This is a genomic window from Burkholderia sp. Ed8 (assembly GCF_040761425.1).
GTDB classification, from domain to species: domain Bacteria; phylum Pseudomonadota; class Gammaproteobacteria; order Burkholderiales; family Burkholderiaceae; genus Burkholderia; species Burkholderia seminalis.
Map to the genome: position 1 here is coordinate 561,089 of NZ_CP142889.1, position 16,900 is coordinate 577,988.

The following is a 16,900-nucleotide window of genomic DNA, read 5'->3' on the forward strand; positions in this document are numbered from 1 at the left end:
GTTCGGTCAGTTGCAGGCGGTGCCGCCCGTCGAGGACGTCAGGCTCTCGCGCGGCAGCGTCGTCGTGAACGGCGGCATCCTGACCGTGACGTTCACGAACGGGATCATGGTCTTGACGGTGACGTTGGTGACGCTGACGGTCACGAACGCGCACGAGTTCACGTCGCAGCTCGCCGGCGAGTAGTTCACCGACACGTTCGCGTTCGACAGCAGCGGCATCAACGACCTCACGCGCTTCGTGACGCCGGCCGCGTTCACGTCGCACACCACCGCCGTGCGTGCGCCCAGACGCACGGCCTCGCTCGCGGTGTTCCAGTAGAACAGCACGCGGCCGAATTCGAAGATGCCGATCAGCAGCATGATCAGGACCGACGCGATGAGCCCGAACTCGACGATCGCCGAGCCGCGTTGACCGCGCCGGCGCGACAGCGGAACATGGCGCGCGTTCATGACACTTGCCTCATCACGGTGACGATGTTGTTGAAGGTGATCGACGGCAGCCACGGGTACGCGGGAATCGGCTGGTACCGGTAGCCCTTGATCTTCACTTCGACGACGTTGATCGCGCCCGTCGCCGTCCCGCTTGCCGCGTTGTTGTTCGAGTCGTAGGTCGGCAGGTTCGCGAACTGCGCCGGATCGGATGCGTCGCCGCAGCCGGTCGTGCGCTGCGCGTCGCAGATGGTCACCATCGACGTCGTGAGCCCCGGCACCAGCTCCGTGCCCGACGAACCGCACGTCGTGCTGCCGTAGACGACGAGACACTGCGCCTGCGACACCGGATACGCGCTGTCGGTCGGCAGCCAGACCGACAGGTAGCGCGCCGCGTCGCGCGTCGCCTTGGTCAGCGTCTCGTACTGGTAGATCGCGCGGCCGAACTCGGCCACGCCGGTCGCGAGCATGACCATCGGCATCAGCACGAGCGCGAACTCGACGGCAACGACGCCACGGGTACGCGAACGGCACAACGGGAGCTTGTTCATGATCGCCTCGCTATTGAACGAGCATCGGAACCTGGGTCCCCGATGCACTGCCGCTGCCGGGTAATCCATGCGTCGCGCACGGGCTGTTGCCGGACACCGACGAGCCGAGGTATTCGAGGTGCGCCACGACGGCGCCGCTGCCGGCGCTGAACGGCAGCGGATCGAGCATCAGCACGCAATCCCATTGCGTGACGTGTACCTTCCCGCTGTTTCCCTTCAGCGTCGAGCAGTCGCCTTCCGGCGCGAGCGCGACGCGGCGGTCGCCGCCGTAGGTCGGGTAGTTGCTCGCCGTGACCGTGCCGTTGGTGGAAATCCCGCTTCCCGACGGCGGCGCGCCGTCGCCCTGGTACGGCTTGAAATTCGCGCGGTCGGTAACGAACTGCGTGTAGGCGTCACCCTTGATGCCAGCCGTTCCCGGCGGCCCGTAGTTCGGCCCGACGTACGCATAGCCGCTGAAGTCCGGCTGACCGCTCGAGCCGTTCGCGCCGTTCGTGTAGATCCCGAAGCGCGTATTCCACGCGCGCAGCGACGCCGACTTCAGGCCGGTGGTGCTCAGGTCGGGCGGGCTCGTGATGTTGCAGGTGTTGCCCGACAGCTCGCCCGCGAGCGTCGTCTCGTTCGTCGAGCCGTCGAGCGCCGCCCAGCCGAAGTTGCCGGGCCCGTAGGTCGACGACGAACCGGACGGCGACGAGATCCAGTCGCCGACCTTGTAGGCCGGATCGGACGGGCCGCGGCACACGAACACCGGAATCGCGCAGGTGGTCTGCCCGCCGCCGACCGTCGCGATCGCGCTCGCCGAGACTTCCGCCGCGTTCGCGAGCTTCATGCCCGGCAGCACGTTCAGCACCTCGATGAACCAGTGCGCGATGTTGCTCAGCTTGGCCGTGCATTGCACGTACTTCATGTTCGCCGGCGTCGTGACGGCGTTCTTCGTCAGGAACGGGTTGGTCAGCGAATCGCTGAACGTGACGTTCGCGTTCGTCGACATCTGCACCGCGTTGTTCTGGAAGAACACCAGATTGAGGTGGCCGGCGGCGATGCCGTCGGCCTCGGCCACCGACAGGCTGATGGCCGACGTCAGGTCACGCGCAGCCGACAGCGCGCACGCATCGGCGCTGTTCTGCAGCTCGCTGCGCGTGACGTACAGCTTGCCGAGATCCAGCGCGAGACCGACGAACCCGATCATCACCGCCAGCGCGAGACCGACGATGATCGCGACGGCACCGCGCTGGCGATGCGGGCCGCGACGCGTGACTTTCGGATGACGTGCTGCGCTGTTCATGGCGTTCTCCCTGAGCATGCCGTCGTTACTGGGTGGCCTTGCCGATGCCGATCACGAACGCATTGGCGGGCGGCACGGTCTGCTTGAACGACCTGTCGTAGTTGTCGAGCGCGGCCGCGGCGGCGCTGCCGTCGACGCCCGGCGCCGAGGCCGCGTGTTCGGCGGCATGCGGGTCGATGATCTGGGCCTGCATCACGGTGCGGACCGAGTCGCCGAAGCGGCTGTCCCACACCGGTGTCGACGACATGCAGCCGGCAAGCGCGAACGCGAGCGGGACGGCGAGCGCCGCGCGGCGCACGAATACGAGGTAGGCGGTTTTCATGAGTGTCCCCTTGACGGGTTTCAACGATCGGTGGACTCGGGTGCCGCGCTCACGCGCGCAACCTGCGCCCGCGCTGCGACCGGGATCCGGTGCCTGGGCCGCGCCGCCGGCTGGGCCGGCGTGTCGGGGCCGGCCGTCGCGAGACGCGCGGCGGCGGCCTCGATGCGCGCGATGCGCGCGGCGTCCGACGTGCCGGACAACGGTGCGGCGGCCACCACCGGCGCGGGCACCTGCTGCGGCTCGGCCAGCACCGGCTGCTGCGCATCGGCGCCTTGCGGCGCGCGCGGTGCGGGCAGCGCGGCGGCCGGACCGGCGGGCGCTTCCGATTGCGGCGCCGGTGCGGGTGCCGGCGCCTGGGCCGGTGACTGCGGTGCGGCGGCTGCGCCGTTCGCGGGTGGCGTGCCTGCCTTGCGAACCCCGCCGCGGCCTTCCATGTTGCCGGTCGCATAGACGTCGGCTTCGTTCGGCTTCGAGAAGCTGTCGGTCGGCAGCGCGACGTCCGCGGTCTGCAGCGGCTTCACCAGGTGCGGCGTGATCAGGAAGATCAGCTCGGTGCGATCCTGCTGGAACGACGTGCTGCGGAACAGCGCGCCGAGCACCGGTACTTCGCCGACACCCGGGATCGCCTTCAGCGCACCGGTCGCGTTGTCCTTGATCAGCCCGCCGATCGCGAACGATTCGCCGTCGCTCATCTGCACCGTCGTCGACGCGCGCCGCGTCGTGATCAGCGGCAGGATCGACGTGCCGCCGATGTTGGTCGCGCTCAGCGTGACGCCCGTCTGCGACAGCTCCGACACTTCCGGCGCGACCTTCAGGCTGATCCGGCCGTTCGCGAGCACCGTCGGCGTGAACTTCAGCGCGACGCCGAACTCCTCTTCCTGCAGCGTGATCGACGACGTGCCGTTACCGCTGCTTTGCGGGATCGGGATGAAGATCTTGCCGCCCGCGAGGAACGTCGCTTCCTGGCCGCTGATCGTCACGAGATTCGGCTCCGCGAGGATCTTGACGAGGTTGTCGGTGTTCTGCGCGTCGGCCGCGATGCTGAACGGCTTGTTGTTCGCCTTGTTGAAGACGGCCCCGCTGGCGACGCCCGCGAGCAGGTTGCTGACCAGCGCGCCGCTCCACGAACCGAACCCGCCCTGGATGTTGAACGCGCTGCCCATCTGGTTGATCAGCGTCTTCGACACCTCGGCTACCTTCACCTCGAGCATCACCTGCTGCGGGGACGTGACGTTCAGCATGTTCAGCACGCCGCCGCCGCCCTTGCCGCCCGCGGCGGGATCGCCGGCGCTGTCGCCGTAGGCGCGGGCAATCTGCACGGCCTGCTGCGCGGCCTGCGAGCTCGACACGGTGCCCGCCAGCACGATCGTGCCGGCCGCGGTCGAGACGTGGATGTCGCGCTCGCCCGGCATCAGTTGCAGCAGCGACGCCTGCAGGCCGCCCGCATCCGCGCCGACCGCGACGTCGATCACGCGGCACGCGCCGCTCTTGCCCTGCACGATCATGTTGGTCGTGCCGACCGCGAGCCCGAGGATGTACAGCGTCTGCGGCGACACCATGGTGGCCTGCGCAACGGCCGGATTGCCGATCGTCCGATTGCGGACCGGCTCCGGCATCGGCACCAGCAGCGACTTGCCGAGCGGCACGCTGACGCTGGTCGACTCGCGCACGGCGCCGACGCAGTTCGGCCCGCGCAGCGGCCCCGCCGACGCGGCGGGCGCGGCGGCCGGCACCGGCCCCATGCTGATCGTCATCTGCATCGGCCCCTTGCCGACCGCGGCCGGCGCGCTGGCGCCGCCCTTCGTCAACGCGGCCGACTCGACGCCTTCCTGCGCGAGTGCGCCATAAACGGTCAGCCATCCCGAACAGAGGATCGCGGCCATCATCGTGCCCCGTGCGACGCGCGTCCGCAGTGGGCCGGTACCTGTGCATTGCGGTTTGATCTTCATTTCGTCTGATCCCCCGAGAGACCGGCGCCGTGCCGGTTATCGACTTCCCAGGCCGCCGCGCGTGGCCGGCGGCCAATCTGTTGGTCTGGCTGGTTTGATCTGCTTCAGAAACACTCGACGCTGCCCTTCACGCCCGTCAGCACGCCGACGCAGTCGCGCCGTGCTTCCGGCGCCGCGTGCGATGCGACGTGCACGCGCACCGGCCGCACGTGGGCGGGAGGCGGCGGCGCGTCGGGCACGGGTTCCTTGCCCAGCAGCGTCAGCTTGGTCGCGCCGCCGGTGTTCAGCGTCTTCTGGTCGACCTGGTTGCGCAGCACGAGCGACAGCGTGCCGACGCTGCGCGCGAGGTCGAGCCGTTCGGCCTGGTCGGGCGTGACTTCCAGCGTCACCGCGTTGACGACCTTCGGTGCGGTGTCGTCGCGGCTGACCTGCTGCGCGACGGCCAGCACGAGGATGTGTTCGAGCACGATCTTGGAGATGCTCTGCCCGTCGGTCTTGCCCTGTTGTTCCTGCGTGTTGACGATCACGTCGACGTAGTTGCCCGGCAGCGCGAAGCCCGCGACGCCGACCACGTCGTTCACGCGCACCGTGATCGCGCGGCTGCCGTCGGCGATCACCGCGGACAGGCCGCCCTTGGTGCCGACGGGCGCGAGCTTCGACTCGATCACCGGCTCGCCGCGCGCGAGGCTGGTGCGCACGACGCGCCCTTCGAGCGCCTTCGTGTCGGTGAACGCGCCGGTCGGCACGCTGCCCGCCGGCCAGCTGACCATGTGGATCTGGTTCGGCCCGAGCGGTTCGCCCAGGTTCAGGTCGGTGGTGGCCACCGCGACCGGCGTGACCGAACTCGTGGATGTCTGCACCAGCCAGTGGGACGCGAAGACGACCGCGGCAAGACCCGCGACCATCGCGACGACCAGCATCATGACCGCTCGACTGTTTTTCATGGCAATGCTCCTCGACGAATCGTGAAAGGATCGGCTCAGCCGGTAATGAACGTGCGGCCGCCGCGCTCGATGGGCGGCGGATGGCCGCCGTCACGTTCGGGGGCCGCGCCGAAATAGCTCGCCCAGGCGTCGTACAGCGCGTCGTGCGTCACTTCGGGCGGATCGCCGCGATACCGCGCGCCGGCGGCCACGAGTCGCAGCAGGTCCGCCGGGAAACAGGCGAGAAACGCCTTGCCGGTCGGCAGGTGCAGCCGATGCAGCAGGTAATCGAAGGCATCGCTCGCCGACACCAGCCCGAGCGACGCGCAGGCCGCTTCGTACACGGCACGGTAGTCGTCGATCGACATCGGGCCGACATGCAGCTTCGATCCGAGGCGGCGCAGGAACGCGTCGTCGCAGAACTGTTCCGGCGCCAGGTTGCTCGAGAACACCGGCCACACGTCGAACGGCATCACGAAGCGGTTGCCGGATTCGAGCGTCATGAAATCGACGCCGCGGTCGAGCGGGCGCAGCCAGCGATTGAGCAGGTCGCGTGGCTCGACGCGCTGGCGGCCGAGATCGTCGACAACGTACATGCCCATGTTGGCTTTCATGTGCGGGGGCGCCTGGTAGAAGCCGGCGGCCTCGTCGCGGCGCAGGTCGAGCTCGTCGAGCGTCAGCTCGCCGCCCGACATCACGACCGGCCGCGCGCACAGGCGCCAGCGACGATCGACCGACCGGCTGCCGGGCGACTGCCCCGCCTCGACATGCACGAGCGGGTCGTAGACCTGGATCACTTCGCCGGCCGCGCAGATCGCATGCGGCACCGGCACGCGGCCGTGCATCAGCGAGCCGAGCCGCTCGGCGAGGAAGGTCTTGCCGCTGCCGGCCGGGCCGTAGATCAGCAGCGGACGGCCGGCGTTCAGCGCCGCGGCCGCCGCATCGAGCACCGACGTGTCGATCACGATCCCTTCGAACGCGGCCCACACGTCGCTCTGGCCGATGTGCAGCTTGCGGACCGAATGCGCGCTCACGCATTTGAGATACGCGTCGAGCGTCACCGGCGCGGGGCCGCTGTAGCCGCTGCGTGCCCGTTCCTCGAGCGCGAGCACGCGGCCCGCGTCGGTCAGGCGGAACGTCACGTCGAGATCGGTCGCGCCGCGATGGGTCAGCTCGACGAGATGCTCGCGCACCAGGAACGCGAAGACCTCGTCGAGCACCGCGAGCGGCAGGCAGTGCCGCTCGACCAGGTCGCCGTACGACGGGCGACCGAGTACCAGCGTCGACTTCAGCACGAGCCCGGCGACGAACGTCATGCTCAGCCCGGTTTCCTCGAGCGTGCGCGGCGCCGCCGGCAACTGCGTGCCCAGTTTCGTATGGGCCTCCCGCGACGGCAACGGATCGGGCAGGTGCGCCACCTGCGCGTCGCGTCTCGGTTCGGTATGGTTCGTGTTCATGATCGCTCCGTCCTCGTTGCCTGTGCGTCGCGCTATGCGCACGACGCGAACAACATGCCCAGCGTGCCGGCCGCGATCGCGACGCCATACGGCAGCGTGCCGACCGAGGCGATTTCCACGGAGCCGCCGGCGGCCTCCGCGTGCGCCCCCTGCGAACGGCGCGCGATCAGCACGCGGACGTTCGCCCACATCTGGCGCATCCGGCCGCGCAACAGCGCGAACGCAACGGCGCCGATCCCGCCGGCCAGGAACGTGGCCAGCACGATGTAGAACGTCATTTCCGCCCCGACCCACGCGCCGATCGCGAGCATCAGCTTCACGTCGCCGGCCGCCATTCCGCGCAACAGGTAGAACGGCAGCAGCAGGCCGAAACCGGTCGCGGCACCGGCGAGCCACGCGAGTGCGCCGGCCGGCAAGCCGTGCAGCATGCACTGCGCAACCAGCGCGCCGACGAGCCCGACCGCGACGAGACGGTTCGGAATGCGGCGAGACGCGATATCCGTGCTGGCCGCCGCCACCGCGAGCAGCGTCACGCACAACGGAATCGGGTAAGGCGGCGCAACAGGTAGCATGGCGAACCTCTCGGGTCGAATTCGTCGAATCAGGAAACCATTGCCAGCGCGGTGGTGACCGCGGCCGTCACGGCCGCTGCAATCACCTCGTACGTATCGGCAAGCGAGCCTTTCAGCGTGACGACGCTGCCGAGCACCGCGGTGGCGAACATCGCCGCGAGCAACGCGTATTCGATCGACGTCACGCCCTGCTCGTCGACGATCCAGCGACGGACGGCACGCATCGTGGCTGCCATGATGGTCTCCGGTTCCAGGTTGACTGAATGGCCGGGGACGGCTCGAGCACTGCACCGGCCGAGCCGTCCGCGGCACGGTCCATCAGATACCGGCAACCGCGGAATCCAGGTCGGCCGCGATCGTGCTGAACACGGTCTTCAGGTCCTTCCCGATGGTCGACAGCGCCAGGATGATGCCGACGGCGATCAGTGCGGCGATCAGGCCGTATTCGATGGCGGTCACGCCGTCCTCGTCGCGAACGAAACGGCCGGCTTGTTGAATGAACTTGGACATGGTGAATCTCCTTTCGTGGTGACTTTCAAAACCCTCGAGCACCGGCTGGTCGGATGACCGTGCATCGATACGTCGAGGCAGGTTGTTGATGCCGTGTGGTGCCGACGAACGAAGCGGGCGAGCCGTTCGCCGTACCGTCCATCAGATGCCCGCTACTATCGAGTCCAGATCCGCCGCGACCGTGCTGAACACCGTCTTCAGATCCGTACCGATCGTCGTCAGCGCGACGACGATGCCGATCGCGATCAGCGCGGCGATCAGGCCGTATTCGATGGCCGTCACGCCTCGCTGATCCCGGATCAACCACGCGATCTTTTCGATGATTCTTGACATGAGTACTCTCCTTTCGGACTGCTATTGAATTCCCTTCGTCGATCGCGACGTCGGGGCGGGCACCACCGGCACTACAAGAAAATCGAAACGCGACGCTCAGCGGCGGGAACGGGGATGCACACCGTCGTCCGTGCGAACGGGAATCAGTGAAGCGGAGCGCGAGAGAGGCGGATACGGAGCGACCATCCGGATGAACCGGGCTGGCCGGGCGACCGGAACGGCACGACGGCCATTCGACGCATGGAATCCAGTTGACCGGGAAACGAATGCCCGGCAAATCCGCAATATGTTTTTAACGCGGATTGCGAGCCGCGATGTGCTGTGGTCTTTCATTTTTATTCCCCGTCTGCTGCCATGCCGATGTCTTATTGCCCTGAAGATTCCGGGTCTGATAAGTCGATCGACGATCGTTTGCGCGGTTCGTCGACCTGGCGCTGTGTATTCCCCTGCGCGCTCCGGTCATTTTTTCCGCATGTGGCGCCGAGGCCGGTTCCATGTGTCTGCCTTCAGAACCGCCGGTCGCCACATCGTCGACTGCCGTGCCAACGCTTACGCAAAGAGCAGGCCATGCTCAGCGAAATCGAGGCGTGTCAAGGGTTCCAGCGATGTCGGCCTTCCCCTGACCCAGGCCCGATGACCGATATGTTTCAAATTTGAACGATCCGGGGACGCCGGTGCGGCTGGTCCGAATGTCGGTCGTCGCGCTGCACAAAGGCCGGAAAAAATTTCGTTGGGACTTTCCCGGACGCGGTAAGCCGGTCGCGTGCCGCGCGTTCGGCGGGCTGCAACGCCGGTAAAAATCGCGGAATGTTTCACGCCGGAAACATGAAACCCGATCGCGTGGATTTCTCATACCTGAAAACGGGGTTTTCAAGCCCGTTATTCGACAGTCCCCATATCGTCTGCCAGTGCGTGGTTTGCATCGCGCGATTTTTTCTTCAACAATGAATTCACCGGACAACGCGGTTTCAACGCGATTCGATCCGCAGGCACGACAACATCAGACGGCCGCGACAGACCACGCAGCCACCACGACATACGGGGCATCATGTACACAGCCAATCGTGAAACGCGCGATCGCGCCGTCCGCTGCGCTCAATGGCTGACGGCGGACCGGATCATTCCGTACAGCTGCGTCATGCTGATGCTCTTCGCCGCGCTGCTGGTGGTGTGGGGCGTCGTGACCGACGGCTTCACGTCGAGCGCCATCGCCCGTCCGGGCACCGACTTCTCGGTCTTCTGGACTGCTTCCCATCTCGTGTTGCAAGGCCATGCCGCATCGGCCTACGACCCTTCGTCATTCGTGCAGGCCGAGTTCGCGCACTTCGGTGCGTTTCTTCAACACCGGCCGCTTCCCTGGCTCTATCCGCCGACGATGCTGCTGTTCATCGCGCCGGTTGCCCTCGTGCCTTTCCTGCCCGCTTACTTCCTCTTTTTCGCGGGCAGTCTTTTATGCTATGCGTTCGCCGTCTCGAGGCTGTCGGGATTGCGCGCGCACCTTCCCGTGCCGCGCGCCGCGGCGCTCGTCGTGGTCGCGTACTCGGCCGTGTGCATGTCCGCGCTGTTCGGGCAGAACAGCATCCTGACCGCCGGCCTCGCCGCGCTGGCGCTGCACCTGCTCGGCAGGCGCCCCGTCGTGGCCGGCGTGCTGATCGGCCTGCTCGCGATCAAGCCGCAACTGGCCGTGGTGTTCCCGTTCGTGCTGATCGCGACGCGCGCCTGGCGCACGTTCGCGGCGGCGGCGATCAGCGCGGCGCTGTTCGCGGCGGCCGGTGTCGCACTGGCCGGCCCGGCCGCGCTGCACGGGTTGTCGCATGCGATGTCGACGGTACGCGAGCAGCACTTCATGCTCGCGTCGTACTGGCTCGCGTCGCCGACGCCGTTCGCCGCGTTGCGGCTCGCGGGCGCACCGGTGGCCGCCGCGCTCGCGGCACAGGCGGCGGTAGCCTTGCTCGCGATCGCCGCGGCCGTCGGCGTGTGGCGCCGTACGCGCGACATGCGCCTGCGCGGCGCGGTGCTGGCGGTCGCCACGCTGCTGACCACGCCGTATCTGTGGAACTACGAACTGACGTGGCTCGGCATCGCGGTCTTCTGCCTGATCGCGCATGGTCTCGACGAGGGCTGGCTGCCGGGCGACCAGGGCATCCTCGTGCTCGCGTGGCTGCTGCCGATCTTCGAGATGCTGAACCGGCTGATGAAGCTGCCGCAGATCGGGCCGATCGTGCTGCTCGCGGTGCTGTTCGTCGTCGTGCGCCGCACGGCGCTCGCATCCGGGAGCGCACGATGAAAACGCCTGCGTTCGCCCGCCACCTGCATGCATCCGTCGACGTGCATCCGGAGCTGCCGATCGCCGGCCCGCGCCGCTACCCGCACTGGCTCAATCGCGACCGCGTGCGCCTCTACGCGGCCGCCGCGCTGCTGACCGAACTGCTGTTCATCGTGATCTACGTGACGCGCGTGCTCCTGTCGCACAACGGCGCGCTGGAACCGCTGTCGCAGGACTTCTCGCCGATCTGGAGCGCCGCGTGGCTCGCCGCGCACGGCCACGGCGCCGACGCGTGGCATTTCCCCGCGCTGTTCGCGGTCCAGAAGCTGGCCGTCCCGACGATGACGCTCGCGGGCGGCGCGCTGCCGTGGCTTTATCCGCCGACGATGCTGCTGCTCGTGCTGCCGCTCGGCTGGCTGCCGTACACGCTTGCGCTCGTGCTGTGGCTCGCCGTCACGTATGCGCTGTTCGCCGCGACGATCCACGCGATCGTCCAGCGCGATGCCGCCTGGCTGTGCGCGCTCGCGTTCCCGGGCGCATTCCTCACCGTGATCGTCGGCCAGACCAGCCTCTTCACCGCGATGCTCGCCGGCGTCGGCCTGCTCGCGCTGAACCGCCGGCCTGCGGTGGCGGGCATCTGCTTCGGCTTGCTGACGATGAAGCCGCAGCTCGCGGTGCTGTTCCCGCTCGCGCTGCTGTGCGCGGGCCAGTGGCGCGCGCTGGCCGCGTGGGCCGCGACGATCGCCGGCAGCGTCGCGCTCGCGACACTCGCGTTCGGCATCGGCCCGTGGATCACGTTCGCGCACGTGATCGGCAACGTCTACGCGGTCGTCGGCACCGGTCACGCGAAGCTCGCGCGCATGCCGTCCGTGTTCGCGCTCGCGACGATGGCCGGCTGGCCCGTGCTCGTCGCGCGCGGCCTGCAACTGCTGTCGGCCGCGGCAGCCGCGATCGCCGTCGTCTACGCATGGCGCGGCGCGTGCTCCTATGCGCTGCGCGCCGCGACGCTCGTATGCGCGTGCCTGCTCGTCAGCCCGTATTTGTACGACTACGACCTGACCTGGTATGGCCTCGTGATCGCGTGGTACGCCCGCTATGCATGGACCCACGGCTGGCGGCGCTTCGATCGCGAATGGCTGATGCTGCTGTGGCTGATGCCGTTCGCCGGCCTCGCGGTCATGCCGCATCTGCCGTTCCAGTTCATGCCGCTCGTCACGCTGGCGTCGCTCGCGCTGCTCGTCGGCCGGATCGCGCAGGAAAGACACGACGTGCCGTCGATGCCCGACGCGCACGACCACTCGACCGATACCGGATTCACGCATCCGGTCCGGCCGCACCACCGCCCGGCGTACGGAATGCGCCGCACCGACCGCCCGACCATCGGCGCCGACCGGTGACGCGACATGACAAGGGGAGTCATCATGCGGGAACCACGCTACACACCGCTCGTTTCGCTGGTTGTGCCGTTCTATAACGAAGGCGAGGCCGTCGAGCGCTTCTTCGACGTCGTGATGCCGTTGCTGACGGCCATCGACGCGATCCGCTTCGAGATCGTCTGCGTCAACGACGGCAGCCGCGACGACACGCTCGAGCGCCTGGTCCGGATCGGCACCACCGAGCCGCGCGTGCGCGTGATCGACCTCACCCGCAACTTCGGCAAGGAAGCGGCGTTGACGGCCGGCCTCGACGAAGCCACCGGCGACGCGGTGATTCCGCTCGACGCCGACCTGCAGGATCCGCCGAGCCTGATCCCCGTGATGATCGAGCACTGGCGCGACGGCGCGGAAGTCGTCGCGGCGAAACGCAGCAACCGCGCGTGCGATTCGTTCGCGAAGCGCACCGCCGCCGCGATCTACTATCGTGTGCACAACATGCTGTCGGACGTGAAACTGCCGGAGAACGTCGGCGATTTCCGGCTGATGGATCGCCGGGTCGTGAATGCGCTGCGTAGCCTGCCCGAGCGGCACCGTTTCATGAAGGGGCTGTTCGCGTGGGTCGGCTACAAGACCGTGATCGTCGAGTACCAGCGCGACCCGCGCAGCGCCGGGCACTCGAAGTTCTCCGGCTGGAAGCTGTGGAATTTCGCGCTGGAAGGCATCACCAGCTTCAGCACGGTGCCGCTGCGCAGCTGGACCTACATCGGCGTCGGCATCGCCGCGCTCGCGTTCCTGTACGGCACGTTCATCATCTTCCGCACGCTGCTGTTCGGCAATCCGGTGCTCGGCTACGCGTCGCTGATCTCGGTCACGCTGTTCATTGGCGGCATCGAACTGATCGGGATCGGTGTCGTCGGCGAATACATCGGGCGAATCTACGACGAGTCGAAGCAACGGCCCGTCTACCTGATCCGCCGCCGCTACCAGGTGCACGCCAAGGTGATCGAGCTGCCGGTGGCGCGCGACGCGCGCCGCCAGGCCGCCCGCCGCCGCACGCAGCCGACCCACGCGCGGATCGGCGCCCGCTGACGCATGCGCGCCGCCATGATCGACCTGCTCCACGCCGAACGCACGCGGCTGGTGCGCTTCGGCGTGTCCGGGCTGTGCTCGACCGCGCTCCACACGCTGGTCGCCGCGGCGATGTTCGCGCTGTTCGACGCGACGCTGGTGGCCGCGAACGCGGTCGCCTTCCTGTGCGCGACCGCGTTCTCGTATCTCGCGAATACGCTGTGGAGCTTCGCGTCGACGGTGCGCACGCGCAACCTGGTGCGCTTTCTCGCGGTCACGCTGGTCGGCTTCGTCGAGACGATGCTGCTGGCGCGCGGCGCCGAAGCACTCGACCTGTCGCGCGGGATGAGCATCGTCGCGATCGCGCTGCTGATCCCGCCGACGACGTTCGTGCTGCACCGGCTGTGGACCTACCGGTAAACGGCCCGCCCGCGTTTCCTCCTCCCCGCCGATAATCGGTCAAACGATTAACAGATTCAATGTCGCCATATTTATGTGGCGTATCGAATCGATTGATTCCGATTTTAAAATTACTAATCGATTTAATCATAACGACCTGTTTACTTTTACAGCTTCCATAATTAACCGAACGGGATAATCTGCATTCGCCGTCGCTTCAGCACCTGCCGCCTCCGGAGCAAATCCTTGCGGCACAAGGCGATGGCGGCCGCACGAAGCAATTCGCGCAACGATAAGTCCCATTACTTCAAACGGGAGCTTCCATGTCACGCGTTACCGATGTGCTCGTTTCGTTCGATACCGAAACCATTCTCAAAAAATATCCGAATCCCAGCAAAAACCCGGCCGCTCCGACGCTGATCGACTGGCGTTATGTTTATATGGTGACCAACCAGGACAACGTCATCTCCGGGCAGGCAGGCGGCGAGCTCGATCTGAAAGCGCAGGTCGGCGACCTGATCCGCTGGCGTGAAACGAGCCTGTCGCTGGGCTTCGAGAACCAGGTGGTGTTCTACAAGTTCATCGGCAACGTCGGCAACGACCTGATCTCGACGCCGACGCCGCGGGTGGCGGAAGCGTCGATCCCGGTGCCGAACACCAGCAAGCCGGAAGTGCCGACGTGCCAGAAAGTCGCGAACTACTACTGGTCGTCGGAATGCCTGAAGGTCGGCCGCGTGACCTACCACTTCCAGTTCCAGATCATCGATCGCAACTGCCAGAGCCAGGGCTGCTTCTCGTGGGATCCGTTCATCTCGATCCATAACTGATCGCGGCAGGCGGGCGGCCGCGCGACGGCTGCCCGTGCCGCCCCCTTGTTGCGCAGGAGGTGCTCATGTCTGGTCTTCGTTGCGATGTGCTCGCGGTCGTCGACGCCGTCACGCTGCTGTCGGCCCACCCCGATGCGAGCCGGAACGCCGATGCGCCGACCGTGATCGACGGCCGGCACATCTACGTGTTGAGCCCGGGCGACGCCGGGCAGGTCGGCCACAACGACAACCGGCTGTTTGCCGGCCTGTCGCCCGGCGACGAGCTTCATCTGCGCGAAACCGCGCTGGCGCTGCGTGCGGAGCTGAGCGTGCTGTTCATCCGGTTCGCGTTGAAGGACGCCGGCATCGTCGCGCCGATCGAAGCGGAAGTGCGCGATGCCGCCAAGCCGGTGCCGGACGGCGACGACCTGCTTCATCCGTCGTGCCGGCCGATGAAAGACCACGTGTGGCGCAGCGAGGTGCTGGCGGCCGGCACCACCATCTGCACGGCCGATTTCGCGGTGCTCGATCGCGACGGCGCGGTGTCCGGTTACTTCCGCTGGGAAACGACGATCGAGATCGCCGGCAGCCGGCCCGACACGAAGCAGCCCGGTTTCAAGCCGTCGTCCGACCGCAACGGCAGCTTCACGCTGCCGCCGAATACCGATTTCAAGGCGACCTTCTACGCGAATGCCGCCGACCGGCAGGACCTGAAGCTGTTCATCGACGACGCACCGGAACCGGCCGCGTCGTTCGCGGGCAACGGCAACGACGGCGTCAGGCAGTTCACGCTGAACTCGCGCGGCGGCAGGATCCGGATCGACGCGTCGGCCAACGGCCGGCCATCCGCGACCGATGCGCGGCTCGCGCCGCTGTCCGCCGGCGATACCGTCTGGCTCGGCTGGCTCGGCGCCGAAGACGGCGCCGACCGCGACTACAACGACGGGATCGTGATCCTGCAGTGGCCGATCGCGTGAGCGGCGCGGCACATCCAGTACACCTGATCGTCGCACTTTCCGCCCGCACGCGCCGCTCTTTCCACTCGAGCTTGGATCACCCGAGCGGAAAATACGTGACGTCGAGGGCGGGCGGCGCAACGGGCGTTTGCGACAGCAACGCATGAACCTGACCGCGATGGTGCGCGTGATGAAGGAAAAGATGAGAAAGGACCAGCCCGAGCGGTTTGCGCTGCGGCGTTCCGTCCATGCTCGTGTAGTTCACGTCGGCGTTCAGGTCGTTGCGCGCGACAGCGCCGACGATGCGCGCGAGCCGCTCGTCCTCGGCTCGCCGTTCGGTCCGCAGGCTGTCGAAATCGTCGCAGACGACAAAGTCCAGGGTCGGGATGGCGTGGCCTTCCCCGGAGAGCCGGCCGAGCCAGATGCGGTCCGTGGCAAGCAGATGATTGAGCGTATGGTGGATCGAGCCGAACGCGCATGCGCGTGGGAGAAAATACTCATCCGATGAAAGGCCGGCGCATGCCTGATACATGCGCTCATTCGCCCAGGCGGTCCAGCGCGCCAGCATCTCGAACTGATTCGTCATCGCCGTTCCCTTGTCTTTTGATTCCGTCCGGGTAATCTATGGGTCCGGATGGTCGCTGTCGATCGCGTTTTTCTTATCAGCTATAAGGTCTGATGATGCCCGTACGCCGTGATCCGCCCCAAACGCACTTGCTTCGGGCCTTCGAGGCGGTCGCCCGGCTGAAGAGCTTCAGGCAGGCGGCTGTCGAAATAGGCGTGTCGCAGAGTGCGATCAGCCAGCGCGTGGCCGCGCTCGAAACGCGCCTCGGGACGTGCCTGATCCATCGAGAGCAGGGCCGCTTCGCACTCACCCGTGATGGCCTGGCCTATCTGGCCACGGCGGAAGGCGTGCTGCGAACGCTCGCGAGGGCCGACAGCCGGCTCGCCGATCGCCGGGAAACGGTCCGCCTGTCCGTCGTTTCATCGTTCGCGCACTGCTGGCTCGCTCCCCGGCTCGAAGCGCTGTCCCTGTCATTCGAAGACATCAGTCTCGAGGTGCACGTGTCGGACGAGATCGTCGCGATCGACGACGGCGAATTCGATCTCGCGATCCGCCTGCATCCGAAGGCGGGCATGCCGGGAGAACGGATGACGGCAGCCGATGACGTGCTCGTACCGGTCCACGCGCCGGGCAACCGGCCAAGCCCTGCGTGTCGCGCGGAGCCGTTCGCGGGGATGAGGTTGCTCGAGGACGACTGCAGCCGTCTCGGCGGATCGCGCCACCAGTCGTGGGACGCGTGGCATGAACTCAACGGATGCGAGATCCGGCAACCGCGCAGGCGGATCGTGTTCAACGACGCAGGGTTGATGATCGAGGCTGCTCGCCGCGGCGCCGGCGTCGCGCTCGCGCGCCAGTCGCTGGTTGCGGACCATCTGGCTGCCGGCGAGCTGGTGAAATTCGACGCGATGCCGCTCGCATGTCTCGCGCAAACATCGTTGATCCAACGACGCGCGAGCAGCCGCAGCCACGCGAGCCGGCGCGTCGCAAGCTGGCTGCTCGATGCCGTATCCGGCGCGATCGCCTAGCATCGCTCGTCGAGGCTCGCGCGAGCGGCGCCCACCGTCGCACCGCGCTTCTCCGCCCGATCCGTCCAGCTCGAGCGAAGTGGCCGGCGCTCACCGCCCGGTCGGGCAATC

General features: G+C 67.2%; 19 protein-coding genes. 7 read left to right on the plus strand and 12 right to left on the minus strand.

Going from position 1 to position 16,900, the window contains the following annotated elements; all coding sequences use genetic code 11:
- Positions 1–6: 6 nt before the first annotated feature.
- The 11 genes from VXM69_RS36765 to VXM69_RS36815 form a co-directional block, all read right to left on the minus strand.
- The gene (locus VXM69_RS36765) at positions 7–450 is read right to left on the minus strand and encodes a TadE/TadG family type IV pilus assembly protein (RefSeq protein WP_069704808.1); all 444 of its coding nucleotides are present in this window, start codon (positions 448–450) and stop codon (positions 7–9) included.
- Positions 447–980, minus strand: coding sequence for a TadE/TadG family type IV pilus assembly protein (locus tag VXM69_RS36770; RefSeq protein ID WP_367190435.1), 534 nt, complete (start codon positions 978–980; stop codon positions 447–449). The genes VXM69_RS36765 and VXM69_RS36770 overlap by 4 nt, the downstream gene beginning before the upstream one ends.
- Positions 981–990: 10 nt before the next feature.
- A complete protein-coding gene (locus tag VXM69_RS36775) occupies positions 991–2,262 on the minus strand; it encodes a pilus assembly protein TadG-related protein (protein WP_069704809.1) in 1,272 nt (423 codons plus the stop codon).
- 25 nt (positions 2,263–2,287) lie between these two features.
- On the minus strand, positions 2,288–2,584 hold the full coding sequence (locus VXM69_RS36780; protein WP_367190436.1) for a hypothetical protein: 297 nt from the start codon (positions 2,582–2,584) through the stop codon (positions 2,288–2,290).
- A gap of 20 nt (positions 2,585–2,604) precedes the next feature.
- The gene (locus VXM69_RS36785) at positions 2,605–4,533 is read right to left on the minus strand and encodes a type II and III secretion system protein family protein (protein WP_367190437.1); all 1,929 of its coding nucleotides are present in this window, start codon (positions 4,531–4,533) and stop codon (positions 2,605–2,607) included.
- Between the two features lie 104 nt (positions 4,534–4,637).
- Positions 4,638–5,477, minus strand: a complete 840-nt coding sequence (gene cpaB, locus VXM69_RS36790) for a Flp pilus assembly protein CpaB (RefSeq protein WP_034191764.1) — start codon at positions 5,475–5,477, stop codon at positions 4,638–4,640.
- A gap of 35 nt (positions 5,478–5,512) precedes the next feature.
- A complete protein-coding gene (locus tag VXM69_RS36795) occupies positions 5,513–6,913 on the minus strand; it encodes an ATP-binding protein (protein ID WP_034191765.1) in 1,401 nt (466 codons plus the stop codon).
- A 32-nt stretch (positions 6,914–6,945) separates the two neighbouring features.
- Entirely contained in the window at positions 6,946–7,485 is a 540-nt protein-coding gene (locus VXM69_RS36800; protein ID WP_175027737.1) for a prepilin peptidase, read from the minus strand.
- 29 nt (positions 7,486–7,514) lie between these two features.
- Entirely contained in the window at positions 7,515–7,721 is a 207-nt protein-coding gene (locus VXM69_RS36805) for a Flp family type IVb pilin (RefSeq protein ID WP_034191767.1), read from the minus strand.
- 82 nt (positions 7,722–7,803) lie between these two features.
- Positions 7,804–7,995, minus strand: a complete 192-nt coding sequence (locus tag VXM69_RS36810; RefSeq protein ID WP_034191768.1) for a Flp family type IVb pilin — start codon at positions 7,993–7,995, stop codon at positions 7,804–7,806.
- A gap of 141 nt (positions 7,996–8,136) precedes the next feature.
- Positions 8,137–8,328, minus strand: a complete 192-nt coding sequence (locus VXM69_RS36815; RefSeq protein ID WP_069704812.1) for a Flp family type IVb pilin — start codon at positions 8,326–8,328, stop codon at positions 8,137–8,139.
- Positions 8,329–9,376: 1,048 nt separating this feature from the next.
- On the opposite strand from VXM69_RS36815, the gene VXM69_RS36820 reads away from it, so the two are divergent.
- The 6 genes from VXM69_RS36820 to VXM69_RS36845 all read left to right on the plus strand — a co-directional run bounded on the left by VXM69_RS36820 (position 9,377) and on the right by VXM69_RS36845 (position 15,220).
- Positions 9,377–10,615, plus strand: coding sequence for a glycosyltransferase family 87 protein (locus tag VXM69_RS36820; RefSeq protein WP_367190438.1), 1,239 nt, complete (start codon positions 9,377–9,379; stop codon positions 10,613–10,615).
- The gene (locus VXM69_RS36825) at positions 10,612–11,991 is read left to right on the plus strand and encodes a glycosyltransferase family 87 protein (RefSeq protein WP_367190439.1); all 1,380 of its coding nucleotides are present in this window, start codon (positions 10,612–10,614) and stop codon (positions 11,989–11,991) included. The genes VXM69_RS36820 and VXM69_RS36825 overlap by 4 nt, the downstream gene beginning before the upstream one ends.
- A 24-nt stretch (positions 11,992–12,015) precedes the next feature.
- Positions 12,016–13,059 carry a glycosyltransferase family 2 protein gene (locus tag VXM69_RS36830; RefSeq protein WP_367190440.1) on the plus strand — a complete coding sequence of 348 codons (1,044 nt, stop codon included), beginning with the start codon at positions 12,016–12,018 and terminating at the stop codon, positions 13,057–13,059.
- 15 nt (positions 13,060–13,074) lie between these two features.
- Positions 13,075–13,458, plus strand: coding sequence for a GtrA family protein (locus tag VXM69_RS36835; RefSeq protein WP_034192011.1), 384 nt, complete (start codon positions 13,075–13,077; stop codon positions 13,456–13,458).
- A 302-nt stretch (positions 13,459–13,760) separates the two neighbouring features.
- Positions 13,761–14,264, plus strand: a complete 504-nt coding sequence (locus VXM69_RS36840; protein WP_006483191.1) for an inclusion body family protein — start codon at positions 13,761–13,763, stop codon at positions 14,262–14,264.
- 65 nt (positions 14,265–14,329) lie between these two features.
- Positions 14,330–15,220 carry an AidA/PixA family protein gene (locus VXM69_RS36845; protein WP_124608321.1) on the plus strand — a complete coding sequence of 297 codons (891 nt, stop codon included), beginning with the start codon at positions 14,330–14,332 and terminating at the stop codon, positions 15,218–15,220.
- A gap of 76 nt (positions 15,221–15,296) precedes the next feature.
- On the opposite strand, the gene VXM69_RS36850 is transcribed toward VXM69_RS36845, so the two are convergent.
- Positions 15,297–15,785 (minus strand): DinB family protein, encoded by a 489-nt coding sequence (locus tag VXM69_RS36850; RefSeq protein ID WP_367190441.1) that lies wholly within the window; start codon positions 15,783–15,785, stop codon positions 15,297–15,299.
- Between the two features lie 95 nt (positions 15,786–15,880).
- On the opposite strand from VXM69_RS36850, the gene VXM69_RS36855 reads away from it, so the two are divergent.
- Positions 15,881–16,789, plus strand: a complete 909-nt coding sequence (locus VXM69_RS36855) for a LysR family transcriptional regulator (RefSeq protein WP_367190792.1) — start codon at positions 15,881–15,883, stop codon at positions 16,787–16,789.
- Positions 16,790–16,900: the final 111 nt, after the last annotated feature.